Source organism: Brucella anthropi ATCC 49188, assembly GCF_000017405.1.
Classification (GTDB): Bacteria; Pseudomonadota; Alphaproteobacteria; order Rhizobiales; family Rhizobiaceae; genus Brucella; species Brucella anthropi.
This window is the reverse complement of record NC_009668.1, coordinates 1,745,156-1,758,555: the sequence shown is the minus strand read 5'-3', so window position 1 is coordinate 1,758,555 and position 13,400 is coordinate 1,745,156. Positions and strand designations below refer to the sequence as shown.

Here is a 13,400-nt window from a genome sequence, read left to right as displayed (position 1 = left end):
AATTCGGAACCCATGCCAGCGGTGAGAACTTGTCTAGCGGACCAAATCAGCACTATCTCCCCCGTTTCCTTCAAAAGCCATTTGGAATTCGGCCGAAGCGCAAGGAAATCTGGGTCTTCGCCCGTGGCGTCGCTCCTGAACCGAAGCGGCTTAAGGAAGTGGGTGCTTCGGAGTACTTCTATTCTGGCCCTGCGACCGATAACGCACGCACTCTTGATGACGACATCACGGAAATAGAGACACCTATTTCCAGAATATTAGCCGGTATCCGCGCCCAGCCTGTCGGTGCCGTCGTCAACTCGACCGACGCTGCCGAGATCGTGAACCATCTCGTGCCGCGCACCGCCCATGTTCGCGTGAACATGGAACGCGGTTTGCGCATGATGGCGCATGGTATGGAGACTATTCTCGGTGACGATGATCGCATTCAGTCATTGATGGGACTGAACGAGGACGAACCCAATGCGGCCTTCCGAAACAACCTTGCCGAGAAGCTCAGCGAGATCGAAGGAATTGAGAGTCTCGGGCTACCGGTGAACCTAATTGAGCGAATCGCATTCGTTGCAGCAAAGGAGAACTTCGCAACGCTCGCGGCCGATACGCTTCCGCTTTTGCGTGATCTATTCAGTTCATGGCTCGAAACAACGGATGGTTTCGTGCGAGAAACGCACAACAAAACCTTAGCGAAAATTTCCAGTTCGTCGCCTCGCCTTAAACTTCTGGAAGATTTGAACTGGACTGTTCAGTCTGCTCAGCGGGAAGGGGCGATTTTGCCTGATTGTGCCGCGCTAGCCGTTGATCAATCAGGACAGACCGCGCCCGCAATGTTCTCGGATTGGAAGGCAGTTTCTGCCATCATTTTGCCGGTGACGCCTGACAAACTTTTGGTGGGCGCAGCTACAATATATAACGTGACGCAATTGCTTAACTTCAATGATGAGGCTGCACGATGTAGCCACGATTTCTTCCTCGCCCCGACGATAAACGAATATTTGACAGGTTTGCATAAGCAACTCGGAGAGCGCTCGATGACGCTCATCGAGGAGGGCATCAGCGGTGCACTGGAACCTTATCTGACGATAGTGCCGAAACCGAGAGATGAGGATGCGCCCATCTTTCCAGCGGATCTCAACAATCAGAGTAACGAGCCATGGCAATACGAACTATCTTTGATAGGTTGCGGCGATGCTGAAAACGTCCAGGAACTATCAAACGCTATTCAAGGGATAGTCACCTCGCTTGCGCAGGCGCTTCCTTTGCAGCGTTTGGAGGGCATTACCATAACATCCGATTACCGCGAGGCAGTGGTCACGCTTGATCGGGGGTATGAAGGGGCATCCGCTCCGGACTCGACTCCCGAGGAAATCGGCCAAGGGATCGCAAGGACCATGTCGGTTCAAAGAGGCGGGCACTGGAAGGAACGGATCATCCTCGATGCGAGAGCCGCCTTTGCCCTGCTCGCCGAAGAAAGCGATACTGTCGAATGGGGATCGTACATCTTCGTGAGGCAGCTAACGGAGGTGGCGATATCAGAGATGATTGAGCACCACCTGCCGGGTGTATGGATGAAGCCAATCAGCGACCCGCTGCATGGCTTTTTGTACCCAAGCGTTCATCCAGCTATATTCAGTTATCTTGCTTCGCATATCAGTGCAGGCTTCAGCGGCCCACATCATCATGTCTCTGTCAAACGTGAGCTATTCATTACTGCCTTGGGTGAGATGAAATCAACCAGCTTTGCAGCAAGGTTAGAGTATCGGCACCATGGGGATTTGGACCGCCTTCTTGGGACCGTCATGCCGCGTATTTCCTACGCCCTTCAGTTCGCAGCAGACCTTCTTGGGCATTGCGCCGCGAGTGGCACCGACCCTTATGATGCCGACGGCGAACTGTCGGCTGCACTTGCAGATGTCGGTTTGCAGCAGTGGTTCCCCATCTTTCGTGATCGGCTTGAGCGTCTTCTGATGCGGTTCGGACAGTGGGAGTCCTTCGACGAATTTCTCGCACTAGACGTCCATGTCGAAAGGTTGATGTGGCAATTGGGAATGTTGCCTTGGCACGGACCAGAAGGGATTAGGGTTGAGATCCCTCTAGGCACAGATATCGACAAGTTGCTCGAAAACAAAAGCCACTAAAAATTTCTCGATCATACGAGGTAAATGTATGGCGGCTTTTGAGTAAGCTGTTTTTCTCAACTAATGACCGAGTTGGGGGCGCGAATCAGCCACAGTGATTTAAAAGCGACTAACTAACTGCGCTTCGGTTTTCGGCCCGCACGCATGGGCCGAGGCGCTTGAGCTCCTTCAGGCACTTTCGAAACTAAATCCACAATATCGACCGACAACGCTTCAGCCAGTCGCTCGAGCAAATCGATAGTGGGGTTATAGTCACCCGTTTCGATGCCGCTGATCGCGGTGCGATCAACATTTGCATCGACCGCAAGGTTCTCCTGCGTAATGCCCTGGCTCGAGCGTATTTGCCTTAAATTCCAAGCAATTCGGGTGCGTGCGTTCATGCCCGAACGCGACCACCTTGATCCTCATTAATCCATCGTATATATTCGACATATTAATCATAGGCGGCACCCTTCGGCACTTACGCACAGCTGAAGGCGTGCCGTTTCGTACATTTGGACACCATCTTGGGGGAGTAATGATGCATCATTATGTGAATGCCATGCGGCAGTATGCTGTGTTTTCGGGGCGCGCGACGCGGTCGCAGTATTGGCTGTTCAGCCTGGTATTGTTCGGAATGTTGATCGTTGCCTTGATGATCGATCAGGTTTTTGGCGATACGACCACTGATGAACCGTGAGCGCAACGAATAGCCCACGTCTTTCGTGATTGACGGAATGGGTTTTGGCTGTCAGTCAGAACTTCTGCTTTGCCCGCTTCGGCATAAAGTAGGTCCGGATATTGACAAGTGCTTCGGCGACGTCAGTGACGTCCTTGCGGGTGGCTTTGCGTTTTGTCTCTCCGAGCTTTCGAATTGGCGCAATGATATCGCCAGTGACGGCATGACCGCGAAGAACCGGCTGCCAAAGTCTCGGCGCGTATCCTGTTGCCAGCAAAAAGCAGACGTCCCAATCGAACGGATCACAGGTTTGGTCATCGATCCTGGTGAACCTGGGCCGGTGGTCTTTCGGGGTTTCGGAAAGGCTTGTCGAGATACGGTTATATTCCGCAACGATAGTCTGCACGGCCCGATGTTCGGTTGTTTCCATCGGCAGGTTCAGGGCGTCCGGGCCGGTCAGTTCCGGGATCCATTTGCGTGGGTCAATGAACTTTGGGCCAATGATCAGAGCCGTAAGATAACCATCGAGACCGCTCATTGACCAGATTGGCGATGCCGGACGGCGTCCCCTGATAAAGGCTTCGAACGCCTCGTCATCGAGCTTCGGACGTGCCGTCATCTCCTGGCTGTTGTGCGTCATGCCGCCCGTCGCTCCTGCTGCATCATCGCTTCACGCTCAGCCTTCCAGGTCCACGGCAGGAGGCTTTCCATTTCAGTGGCTTTCACTTTGCCGCAGATGATGCGCTCCAGCACATCGGCAAGCCAGGTCTCAGGATCCACACCATTCAATTTGCAAGTATTGACGAGCGATGCGATGACCGCGAAGGACTTTCCACCCCGCTCGTTGCCCACGAACAACGAATTCTTCCTCGTCAGGGCCACGGACTTCATTGAACGCTCGACGACATTGGAGTCCACCTCGACCCGGCCATCATCAAGGAAGGCTGTCAACCCGCTCCAATGGTTGAGCGTGTAGCCGATGGCCTTGCCAAGCGCCGATTTCGCCGACACCTCCTCGCGCAGTTCAGTGAGATGGGCTTTCAGCTCTCTCATGACTGGAGCGGCCTCGCGACGTCTCACGACGAGCCGGGTATCGGCACTTTCGCCGCGCAGTTTTGCTTCAATCCGATAGATTTCCGCAACCCTGGCAAGAACCGACAAAGCCTCCGAAGAGCCCGTCAGCTTGACGACATCGACAAACTTGCGCCGAGCATGGGCAAGGCAGAAGGCCAGCCGCATGGGGGCGACATTGCTTTTGCCCCGACGTTTGACCATGGTTTTATAGGCTTGGTATCCATCGACTTGAAGCACGCCGGTAAACGACGACAATTGTCCCTCGATCTCGCGGGCGCTGCGGCTTTCGGCAAAGATATAGGCCACGGCCGGTGGTGCCGGACCATTCCATGGACGGTCGTCAACCGCCTGCGCCCATAACTGGCAGACCTTGGTTCGTTTGCGCCCCGGATCGAGCTGCGGCAACGGCGTCTCGTCACAGAACACCCTCGGCTGTGAGCGGATAAAAACGGTAAGCGTGTCATAGAGAAGCTCCAGCCACCAGGCGACCCGCGTGACCCAGGTGCCAAGCGTGCCACGATCAATACTGACACCACAGGAGGCCAGCATCTGTGCCTGGCGATTGAGCGGGAGATGCCAGGCAAACTTCGAAACAGCGACATGCGCGGCAAACGCCGTGGTCACCATGCCACCGTCCATCACCCGCGCCGGTGCAGGTGCTTGCACGATGGCACTCTCACAGGCCCGGCATGCATAGCGCGGCCGGATCGTCCGCTTGACCCGGACAACAGCAGGTACGATGTCGAGCGCCTCGCTGACGTCCGTGCCGATGCAATGCAGTTCGAACGAACAGCAGGGGCAAATCTTGCTCTCCGGCTCGATGATCTCTTCATGGCGCGGAAGATGCTTCGGCAAGCGGCCGATATTGCGGGCAGGTGACCGCCGTGCCTGTGTTTTGTCTTCACCGACCGGTGCGGCATCGTCATTGGCTGCAACGGGAATATCGCTTAGATCGCCCAGGTCGAGCGTTGCCTGGGCCGGATCGATGATCGTCATCTTCTCCGACTTCGTCCCGAAGAGCTGGCGCTCAAGGAAGGCAACACGCGCTTTGAGATCGGCATTCTCTTCGTCGAGCGAGAGAATAATCCGGGTCAATTGCGCAGCATCCTGGGGCAAGGGATCGGGTCGAAGCAGCATGACTGACCCTACCATATCAGCCTGAATTTTCAAGCAAAACCAATAGGATCAGCCTGTTTTTGAGGGGCGTCTCACCGCGTTTCGCCTGACCCGCGTCCAGTCAATGCCCGCCAGCAAAAGCGAGAACTCCTGGGTACTCATCTGTATTGCACCATCGCGGATCGGGGGCCAAACAAACTTTCCGCTTTCCAACCACTTCGTCGCCAGGATCATGCCTGACCCATCCCAGTAAATGCAGCGAAGCCGATCCAGACGCCTGGCGCGGAACACAAACACGTCGCCACAATAGGGATCGGCCATAAGTGCTGACGCCACCAACGCCACAAGGCCATTCATGCCGCGCCGGAAGTCGACCGGTTGCGTTGCCACCATGATCTTCACGCCACTCGGCGAAACGCCGATCACCGGCGACCTCGCAAGGCCGCCACCATCGCTTGCGCCAGTTCTGGTGCTATCGGGCCAATAACCGTCATGCGCGCGCCAGCAATCTCGACCTCAATTCGACCGACGCCAAAGTGGGCCACATCTGGCGGCGAGCCTGGGACCGACGCTTGATCGCCAGTCACCGTCACCGGCACGAACATCGCCTGTTGCGCACTGACCCTCGCGGATCGTTGAGACGTCAGCCCAGCGTCCCGACGCCAGACGTTCAGCAAGCCGCGATTGACGCCCCAGCGCCGGGCAACGGCTGAGATGTTCACATCAGGTTCCGCGCTTTCCGCAAGGATCCGTGCCTTCTCCTCGTCAGTCCAATTGCGCCGCTGACGCCGGCCGGTAATCACCTCGATCCGATGGTACTTTCCCTCATGCCTGGCTTCATCCATGTCTTCAAGCATGGCATCAGCGCGATCTCCAATCATCTCGGTCCGCTCCTATCAATAAAGAAGCTTATCTCGCGGCATCATTCACAAAAGAAAAGGTGGGCTGTTCGTAGCGCTCACGATGAACCTGCGGGGGTGATTACCGGCTTGGTGTATTTGGCCCACCTGGTTCCGTCGATCGCTGTTGGCGTTCGTCGCCTGCATGATACCGACAGATCAGGTTGGTGGTTGTTGGCGGTGTTCGTGCCGCTGATTGGTCAGCTTGCTGTGCTGATTTTCATGTGCCTGCCATCGTCACCGGGCCGCAATCGATTTGACTCGACGCCGGGATATGAACCGCATGAACCATTTGCTGGATCCAAGCCTGCGACGCCAGCTTCGGGGAACTCTCTCGATCAGTTGGAAAAAATCGCATCATTGCGCGCCTCGGGGGCGATTGATGAGGATGAGTTCAAGCAGTTGAAAGCCAATGTGCTGACCCGCCCTTCACGGTGAGGCAGTGCCATGGGGAAACATTCTAGATCATTGCAGCGGCAATTGCCGCTGCTTAGCCTATCACCGATGATGGTCTTCGCTTTTTCAGAACGCGCCTGGGCAGGGCAGGGCGATATGCAAACCGCGCTTTTGGCGCTCGCATTCATCGCCGGGATTGTTGCCATTCTGGCTGTCATATTCATTCCGACAATTGTTGCCTTTCGGCGCCAGCATCCCAATCGCTGGCTGATTTTCGTCGTCAATCTTGCCTTCGGCGGCACGGTTGTCGGTTGGATAGCAGCGTTGGTGTGGGCATTGCATTATGCGCACATTAGCGAAGACGGCAGCAATGGCGGCGAAAGCGGCGTCAATCTCTTCGTTAATGACCCAGTTAATGTTCGCGCCGATCCAACTATGAACGGGGATCAGAACAGGGTTTTGGCGGGCAGCTCGACTAACGACCCAATTGCATCGAGCGATCATTCTGCCGCCGAGAGCGTGCAAACGCTGCGACGTTTGAAGACGCTGTTCGAAAACGGCGCGATATCGGCGGAAGAATATACCGCACTCAAGGCACCTATCCTCAAACGCTACATTCACAAGACGGGGTAAAATATGATCATGGAGCAGAACCAATCAGCGCCAGCGCTTGAGTTCGGCCAAAGTTCGAAGACCTCAAAGTTCGTTCTTGGTCGGGGTTTTTTACTCAGTTCGTTCATTGCATCGCTGAGTTTTGCTGCGAGCGTCCTAGTGCCTTCAGTGAGCTACGCCAACGGACCGCAAATTATCTTCCAGGAAAACGGCTGGATCGCTTTTCCAAAGCAAAAAGACCCGGAAAAAGGCTGCGTCATGGGGCGTCACATCAAGAAAAATGTGCACGCCATTATATATGTAAACAACAATGAGACTTTCCAGATTGGCTTGACGTCAGCTGATTGGCGCCTTGAACAAGGAACGGAGTGGAATGGGGCGATTGCATTCGATAGCGATCGGTCAATAGCGACGACGGTGAGAGCGTCGTTCAAGAATACAGTGGTGGTGCCATCGGGGGCAGGGGAAGACAGCCTTGAAAACCGTATCCGAACGGCGGCTCGGGTTCGCATATCCTTTAACAATGAAACGTATGACGTGTCGCTCAAGGGCTCGAGCAACGCACTCGATATGCTTTGGTCCTGCGCCGAAGGCGGTATGGGGGCTTCGAGCTTCAGCCTGCCAATACAATCGGGATTTTACACCATTGCTGACGGCAATTGTTCTGGCGGTTTGGGACCTAACGTCATTTATACCGATAGCAAGTCGCTGAACTGGCCAAGTTCCGCTTGTCGTTTTGAGAATGTCGAGAAAATAAACCAGTCGCAATATAGGGTAAAGCAAACCTGCGGGCGCAACCTCGATGACGTCGAGACGACAGAAGATATCTATACGATCCAAAGCGCGACGAGGTTTTCATTCAAGTACGGCGACCAATTGACAGCGCTAAACCGGTGTAACCCTAAAACCCTGCCGCAAGCTGCTGGGGTCACCTCGCCATTCTACGCATTGCCGACGACTGAAGAGATCGCCGAGTATGCTCGATCAAAGATTGAAGCCGATGATGAAAACGGCCCGCATTCAACAGAAACTGCAAATTCAACACCCAATCTTTCCGCCATTGATTGTCTCATTGCGGTCGGCGGCGAAACATATGCTGATGGCGCGTGCCAGTGGCGAGCCGATAAAAGTGGCAGCTTCTCTGTTTATTCGGGCAAGTACTCGGCTGCTGTGAATGTCGACCATGTCTCGACCGTTCATAGCGGATACTGGAACGCTGGCAAAGGTAGTTACAGTCAGCCCGATATTGCTATTGGTTATATGCAGCAGGACGGAGCTTGCTGGAAAAGCACAACAGCAACGATATGTGCCTGGAAAATTGGCGAGCGCCAGCGAGGGGGCGACCAACAATTTCCCGGAGAAAGTGTCGTCCAAAAAAGCATGACGGGGCGAATTGTCGTCGGTTCGACCGACAGTGCGTTCGAAATCACGGGGAGTGACGGCGGGAATTCCTACGGTTTCCTGACCCAATCTAATGTCGGCCAAGAAATCTTCAAAATCTGCCAAATGGACAATGAATGCCGGATTGAAGGCAATTTCAATGAAGAGCGAAAATGGATCGAAGCCGTCAGCCACGTCGAAAAAATGCCGCCTGCTCCGGGGAGCGTGCAGTCAGAGCAAACTTTGCCGCAAAACACAGACCCGGGTGCATTTATTGTCAATTCTCCTACCGGCCAATCCGTCCTCGATGAACAGCAGCAAATGCAGCTGAAGAAAGATAGCCCACTCATGTATTACATGTTTGGCATCGTAAACTACGGCCCTGGTAAGCCCGTTCAACTGGATCATGACGATATCGCTGTTGTGAAGAGCCAAGTCGGGCAGCAGCTTCGGGATGAGACGTCGGCACGTTTCCGGGATGATATCGCTGCGGCGAGGATCTTTGATGGCAGTTATTCCGTTTGTGGTTCAGTGAACGGTAAGAACCAGTTTGGCGCTTATTCTGGATATGCTCCCTTTTGGGGCATCTATAACGAACAAAAGAAGAGCTTCGATTTTGTTATTATCGGTAATACGGCGGTGCGTATGTGCCAGGAGACTGGTGTAACAAAGGCGACAAACATTCCGTTTTGATGTGGTTGGGTTTGGGTATGCTTTGTCAAATGGCATGACACGCATTTGGCAAAACCGTGTGAAAGCACGCGTCATTTTGTTCATACTCTTCCTCGAAGAATAAGCAGTGTCTCCAACGAGAAAAATGAAGTGGATACTACTAAGATATTGATATTGCTTCTATAATTATGGCTGCACCTTGACAAACGATGAACTTTCGGCTTTAATGCCGACATCGTTTGTCAAGTCGAGGCCCAAAATGGCGCAGCACCGGCAAGCCCGCACGGTGAATACAACCCAGATAAAACAAGCGCTTCGAACAGCAAATACCCTCCGACATCCTGACCGCAATGCCGCCATGTTGCTTTTAAGCTTCAAGGCTGGACTTCGTGCAGGCGAAATCGCCAAGATCGAATGGTCAATGCTGCTCGACGCCAACAACAAACTCGGCACGTCCATCAACTTGCCGGGTCGTATTACGAAAAATGCTCATCCTCGGCGTGTGCCTATACACCCCGATCTTCGAAAAGCTTTGCAAAAGCTTGCAAAGGGTAGGGGCCATTTGAATGGCCCTGTCATCGTAAGTGAGCGGGGCAGGGCAATGTCAGCAAAATCCGTCGTCAACTGGTTTAAGCATATTTATACGCTCGCCGGTTTGGAAGGATGCTCATCGCACTCAGGCCGCCGGACATTTGTTACGCAGGCCGCTAGGCTTGTTCACAAAGCCGGTGGATCACTGCGCGATGTGCAGCTTCTCGCCGGTCATCGATCGATCACCACCACCCAAGCTTATATCGACGGCGATAGCGATGCGCAGCGTAAGCTCGTTCGCATGATCTGAGCCAGCGCTCAGTTACCTAACTCCAACAACAATGAAATGAGCCTAGATCCTGAACAGAGGAGAACCTCGCATGACCAACAACCTAGAACAAAGCACGAACATATTGCAATCTCAAATCATCGCGGCGCTCAATGATCGCTTGCGCAAATACGGGATCGGCGGTCGCATTATGATGACACAACGGATCGCGGCACTTCAGCAATCAGAGATTCACGACATTGTTCAGGCCATTCGCAGCTTTGATAGTTTCATCGAGGAAAACGATCCCCATACCGAGCATGACTTTGGCTTCGTTCAAATCGCCCAGCATTCGGTTTTTTGGAAAATCGACTATTACGATGAGAGCTTGTCGATGCATTCACCTGACAAGGCAGATCCCAATGTGACCGTGCGGGTTATGACCATCATGCTCGCTGATGAATATTGAGCAACTGGCAATCGCAATCATGGCGGATAATCACTGGCCAAAGCTCAGACCTTATCTCCAGGGCAACCTCGATTCACTTTGCGGTGTATATGCCCTGATCAACGGTATTCGCTGGGCCTTACGAAATGAATTGGTATCGGCGAAAGGCGAGCATTGGGAAGAGCTGTTTCGAAAACTGACTGATCACGCTATTAAAAGCCGCGGTCACCTTGAGCTGGTGAACGATGGCTTGTCATTATATGGCATGATCGCCTTGACGCATGTTGCACAAGATCACATGCGTGAATATCACAACATCGAGGTTGTGATGCGCCGACCGTTTGCACTCAGAAGGCCCTTAGAAGCAATGGAGTCGGTGAATACAATCAGCGATCACCTTGCGCAATCCAATACTGCGGTGCTGGCCGCGGTGTATGGAACGCTCAATCACTGGTGCGTCATTAAGCAACTCGACGAGCAGCGCGCGCATCTTTTTGACAGCGACCGCCAATCGCACTTAGCCATATCAGCGTTTCAGCCAGCAGGATTCATCGATCCGAAGCGGCGTCGTACTCACGTTCAGCCGGGTTCGATTATTTTGCTAAATTTTGCGTTGTGCATGGGCGTATAAAGATTTCTTTATATTGCTAGCGACCTCTCTTGACGAGATTGAAATAGTATAGCAGTCTCTTACAACTCAGAAGCCTTGAACAAGCTGCTGAACGCAAACGATCGAGATAATTAAGTTTATCAGACAGATCGGTGTATCCATTTAGTGAGAGCTAAATGAAAATGTTTCTATAGAAGCAGGTATATCCGACGCTTCGCTTTTTTGATGCAGTTGTTCATGCATCGCGAAAGAAAAAGCAGAGTTGGCGAAAAGACTAAGTTGAACGTGGTTTTCACCGCGGATGACGATGTCTTGGAGCTGACTCGAGATTTAGAGCTGCATTCAAAGACCTCGTCTTCCGCCATTGTCGGGAGCACTATTATGGTCAAGAAAAGAAGGCAGCTTTCTTCTCTTGAAAATTCATATCTCGAACTGACCGAACATCTGGTTCGTCAGTATGGGCTTTCTCTTGGCGTTTTCGCAAAGCCGGTTAAACGAAAGCTGCGAATGGTGAAGGCTATCTCGCCGCCGCCCATTACTTATCAGCCTGAACATCTTTTAACTTCGGAACAAGCGGCAGCGATCCTAGGGCTTCGCTCAAAAACGCTCGCCAATTGGCGCGTACAGGGCGTTGAGAAGCTGCCCTTTCGTCGGATCGGCGGCGCTGTTCGATATCAGTACGGCGATTTGCTGACCTTCATCGAAGCGCGCAAACACGAAAACACTTCCCAGTATTAGTTCAAAGCATGGAGGCAGAAATGAACAAGAGAGCGAAAATCGATCTTAGCGATGCAACCAAAGATAAAATAAATACGGCCCTTCAGAATATAAATAAGAAGAAGGATATTAAGATGGATTTGATAAAAGAATTGAATGATCTTAAAGAGGAAAGAAATAATCTAGAATTACGCACGCGAGAAAAGACATACAGTATAATTACTCGAGTTTATGGATTAGCTCGTGCATGTAAAAATGACAATGATTCTTGGCAAGATTTTTGCAGGGAAGAATTTTTTAGATCCAGAAAACAAAAACCAAAATCGCATAAGCCAGAAGAGGCGCTGCGTTTCTTTTTTGCGTACCTCTTTGATGGCTCAGCAAAGGAGCGACAAACGCTGAGCAAATACAATCGCGCTTTAGCGGCAGCATTTGCGGAAGATCTAGCGCCAGATGTTGTTGCTGAAATGCTTAAGAATGAAGGTATCGAAACGCTTGCGCGAAAAAATGCCAAAAAGAGAGGAGTCGGCAATTCGGAGACTGGTCAACCGATCATTATTTATCAGAAATCGCCCGCTTACATTAAAAGGCTGGCTGAAATGGGGTGTGAGGGTGAATTTATAGTAACATCACATGTATCAGTCAAGAAAAAGGATGAGAATTCTACAAAAATAACACGTATTGGCACAGATATAACGCCCTTGTAACACACAAATAGCCCTTAATAATCGGTATAACCGAAATTATACCGATTATATTACTAGCATAAACATCGATATTAACCAATAAGGGTTTCTTGTCATGACGATGCCAGCGATACTGGATAGAGAATCTTTTGCTACCGCGCACCATAAGCAGCGCAGAAAATTGCATAAACTCATCCTGACAAATACTGGTTGGGATGCCTTGTACGATGAAGCTGCGAAGAATTTGAAGCAAGGTGATGCTTTGTCGCTTAAAGCGACAAATGTTGAAGCGCGAATTGCGTTTGCGGAGACAATGCATGAAGAATTTAGTAGCTATCTCGGGCGTAACCCCGAGTTTCGTGCTTTCTGGGTAACCATTGCTCCCAATACAGCAATTACCTCCCTAAATGGAGATCACCTCAATGCAATAAGGTGTTTAAAGCGGTGTTTATTTAGGTTCATTGAGTTTGACTATTGGGGATTGATTGAGCCTGGTTACTTTCCAAGAGGCGGGTTCAACGGCACAGGAAAGAAAACGGTGTCCTGGCACGCCCATTTATTTATATGGGTTAGATCGGGTATTCAAACGGCTGAGTTGGCTAAGAAAATACAAGAAATAAATCTTCAAAATGCCGATAAAATGCCATTGGGCTTATCAGCCGCCTATTGCGTCGAGCATCAACTAGAAGCCATTCTGAAGCGTGTTTGGTATGCGTGTAAGGCACCGTTGAAGCAATACTCGATCGCTCCGAACAGAAACGGACGCTTCAAAATTCAGAAAGCAGAGCTTCGCCCTGGTCAAGCCGCTGAACTGCATAACATACTTTGGGACACATATATTGACGACCTTTTGGTTGGTCGGGGAGAAGGCAATGAAATTCTCAAAAATGCAGCCTACCAGGTGAAACGGAAACTAAAGACAGCGGAGAATAAACGTCAGGAACGGTTGAGGTTACTCGCTGGTATCATTTAAGTTAATCTTCCGATAGCGTGCCGTCGGACGATAAATATCGAATGGATTATCGAGCAATTTCCAGCGTCACTGAGCTGGAAATTCATGGGTTGCTAACATATGGCGAAAACGTGATTTTGCCATATGTTGTAATTTGTTGAAGGCTTTGCTCTTTCAGTATCTGCCAAAAGGATCGATTTCATCCCTTTTGAAAAGCTAGATGTGATCGAGCTTTTTCTAGATAAC

General features: G+C 51.7%; 16 protein-coding genes. 11 read left to right on the top strand and 5 right to left on the bottom strand.

What is annotated here, in order from left to right:
- Window positions 1–29: 29 nt before the first annotated feature.
- Window positions 30–2,135, top strand: coding sequence for a DUF4238 domain-containing protein (locus tag OANT_RS22355; protein ID WP_012093616.1), 2,106 nt, complete (start codon window positions 30–32; stop codon window positions 2,133–2,135).
- A gap of 113 nt (window positions 2,136–2,248) precedes the next feature.
- Here OANT_RS22355 and OANT_RS22350 read toward each other — a convergent pair whose 3' ends face one another.
- Window positions 2,249–2,515 carry a helix-turn-helix domain-containing protein gene (locus OANT_RS22350; RefSeq protein WP_012093615.1) on the bottom strand — a complete coding sequence of 89 codons (267 nt, stop codon included), beginning with the start codon at window positions 2,513–2,515 and terminating at the stop codon, window positions 2,249–2,251.
- A 137-nt stretch (window positions 2,516–2,652) separates the two neighbouring features.
- Between OANT_RS22350 and OANT_RS26550 the strand changes: the two genes are divergently transcribed.
- Window positions 2,653–2,814, top strand: coding sequence for a DUF805 domain-containing protein (locus tag OANT_RS26550; protein WP_115179319.1), 162 nt, complete (start codon window positions 2,653–2,655; stop codon window positions 2,812–2,814).
- 55 nt (window positions 2,815–2,869) lie between these two features.
- Here OANT_RS26550 and OANT_RS22340 read toward each other — a convergent pair whose 3' ends face one another.
- The 4 genes from OANT_RS22340 to tnpA are packed head-to-tail and all read right to left on the bottom strand — an operon-like array spanning window position 2,870 to window position 5,864.
- Complete coding sequence (locus OANT_RS22340; RefSeq protein ID WP_012093613.1) at window positions 2,870–3,433, bottom strand: UPF0149 family protein; 564 nt, start codon at window positions 3,431–3,433, stop codon at window positions 2,870–2,872.
- A complete protein-coding gene (tnpC, locus tag OANT_RS22335) occupies window positions 3,430–5,004 on the bottom strand; it encodes an IS66 family transposase (RefSeq protein WP_011983062.1) in 1,575 nt (524 codons plus the stop codon). The genes OANT_RS22340 and tnpC overlap by 4 nt, the downstream gene beginning before the upstream one ends.
- A gap of 48 nt (window positions 5,005–5,052) precedes the next feature.
- A complete protein-coding gene (gene tnpB, locus OANT_RS22330; protein ID WP_011983063.1) occupies window positions 5,053–5,409 on the bottom strand; it encodes an IS66 family insertion sequence element accessory protein TnpB in 357 nt (118 codons plus the stop codon).
- Window positions 5,406–5,864 (bottom strand): IS66-like element accessory protein TnpA, encoded by a 459-nt coding sequence (tnpA, locus tag OANT_RS22325; protein ID WP_011983064.1) that lies wholly within the window; start codon window positions 5,862–5,864, stop codon window positions 5,406–5,408. Before tnpA ends, tnpB begins: the two co-directional genes overlap by 4 nt.
- 111 nt (window positions 5,865–5,975) lie before the next feature.
- Here tnpA and OANT_RS22320 point away from each other — a divergent pair, with 111 nt between their 5' ends.
- From OANT_RS22320 to OANT_RS22280, 9 genes are all read left to right on the top strand, one after another.
- Window positions 5,976–6,320: a DUF805 domain-containing protein gene (locus OANT_RS22320; RefSeq protein WP_246750205.1), complete on the top strand. Its 345-nt coding sequence runs from the start codon at window positions 5,976–5,978 to the stop codon at window positions 6,318–6,320.
- Window positions 6,321–6,386: 66 nt separating this feature from the next.
- Window positions 6,387–6,911 (top strand): superinfection immunity protein, encoded by a 525-nt coding sequence (locus OANT_RS25165; protein WP_049768444.1) that lies wholly within the window; start codon window positions 6,387–6,389, stop codon window positions 6,909–6,911.
- Between the two features lie 3 nt (window positions 6,912–6,914).
- Window positions 6,915–8,963, top strand: a complete 2,049-nt coding sequence (locus tag OANT_RS22310; protein ID WP_012093610.1) for a hypothetical protein — start codon at window positions 6,915–6,917, stop codon at window positions 8,961–8,963.
- A 178-nt stretch (window positions 8,964–9,141) separates the two neighbouring features.
- Window positions 9,142–9,783 carry a tyrosine-type recombinase/integrase gene (locus OANT_RS22305; protein WP_235823032.1) on the top strand — a complete coding sequence of 214 codons (642 nt, stop codon included), beginning with the start codon at window positions 9,142–9,144 and terminating at the stop codon, window positions 9,781–9,783.
- Between the two features lie 70 nt (window positions 9,784–9,853).
- Window positions 9,854–10,210 (top strand): DUF3768 domain-containing protein, encoded by a 357-nt coding sequence (locus tag OANT_RS22300; RefSeq protein ID WP_012093608.1) that lies wholly within the window; start codon window positions 9,854–9,856, stop codon window positions 10,208–10,210.
- Window positions 10,200–10,820: a hypothetical protein gene (locus tag OANT_RS22295; protein ID WP_012093607.1), complete on the top strand. Its 621-nt coding sequence runs from the start codon at window positions 10,200–10,202 to the stop codon at window positions 10,818–10,820. The genes OANT_RS22300 and OANT_RS22295 overlap by 11 nt, the downstream gene beginning before the upstream one ends.
- Window positions 10,821–11,036: 216 nt before the next feature.
- Complete coding sequence (locus OANT_RS25160) at window positions 11,037–11,537, top strand: helix-turn-helix domain-containing protein (protein WP_158304334.1); 501 nt, start codon at window positions 11,037–11,039, stop codon at window positions 11,535–11,537.
- A gap of 20 nt (window positions 11,538–11,557) precedes the next feature.
- Window positions 11,558–12,223, top strand: coding sequence for a hypothetical protein (locus tag OANT_RS22285; RefSeq protein WP_040128543.1), 666 nt, complete (start codon window positions 11,558–11,560; stop codon window positions 12,221–12,223).
- A gap of 94 nt (window positions 12,224–12,317) precedes the next feature.
- Window positions 12,318–13,175 (top strand): hypothetical protein, encoded by an 858-nt coding sequence (locus tag OANT_RS22280; RefSeq protein ID WP_012093604.1) that lies wholly within the window; start codon window positions 12,318–12,320, stop codon window positions 13,173–13,175.
- The last annotated feature ends 225 nt before the right edge of the window (window positions 13,176–13,400 follow it).

Excerpts from the sequence above, each read along its gene's own strand:
- OANT_RS22350 (WP_012093615.1), bottom strand. The coding sequence starts at position 2,515 with ATGAACGCACGCACCCGAATTGCTTGGAATTTAAGGCAAATACGCTCG.
- OANT_RS26550 (WP_115179319.1), top strand. The coding sequence starts at position 2,653 with ATGATGCATCATTATGTGAATGCCATGCGGCAGTATGCTGTGTTTTCG.
- OANT_RS22340 (WP_012093613.1), bottom strand. The coding sequence starts at position 3,433 with ATGACGCACAACAGCCAGGAGATGACGGCACGTCCGAAGCTCGATGAC.
- tnpC (WP_011983062.1), bottom strand. The coding sequence starts at position 5,004 with ATGCTGCTTCGACCCGATCCCTTGCCCCAGGATGCTGCGCAATTGACC.
- tnpA (WP_011983064.1), bottom strand. The coding sequence starts at position 5,864 with ATGATTGGAGATCGCGCTGATGCCATGCTTGAAGACATGGATGAAGCC.
- OANT_RS25165 (WP_049768444.1), top strand. The coding sequence starts at position 6,387 with ATGATGGTCTTCGCTTTTTCAGAACGCGCCTGGGCAGGGCAGGGCGAT.
- OANT_RS22310 (WP_012093610.1), top strand. The coding sequence starts at position 6,915 with ATGATCATGGAGCAGAACCAATCAGCGCCAGCGCTTGAGTTCGGCCAA.
- OANT_RS22300 (WP_012093608.1), top strand. The coding sequence starts at position 9,854 with ATGACCAACAACCTAGAACAAAGCACGAACATATTGCAATCTCAAATC.
- OANT_RS22295 (WP_012093607.1), top strand. The coding sequence starts at position 10,200 with ATGAATATTGAGCAACTGGCAATCGCAATCATGGCGGATAATCACTGG.
- OANT_RS25160 (WP_158304334.1), top strand. The coding sequence starts at position 11,037 with ATGCATCGCGAAAGAAAAAGCAGAGTTGGCGAAAAGACTAAGTTGAAC.
- OANT_RS22285 (WP_040128543.1), top strand. The coding sequence starts at position 11,558 with ATGAACAAGAGAGCGAAAATCGATCTTAGCGATGCAACCAAAGATAAA.
- OANT_RS22280 (WP_012093604.1), top strand. The coding sequence starts at position 12,318 with ATGACGATGCCAGCGATACTGGATAGAGAATCTTTTGCTACCGCGCAC.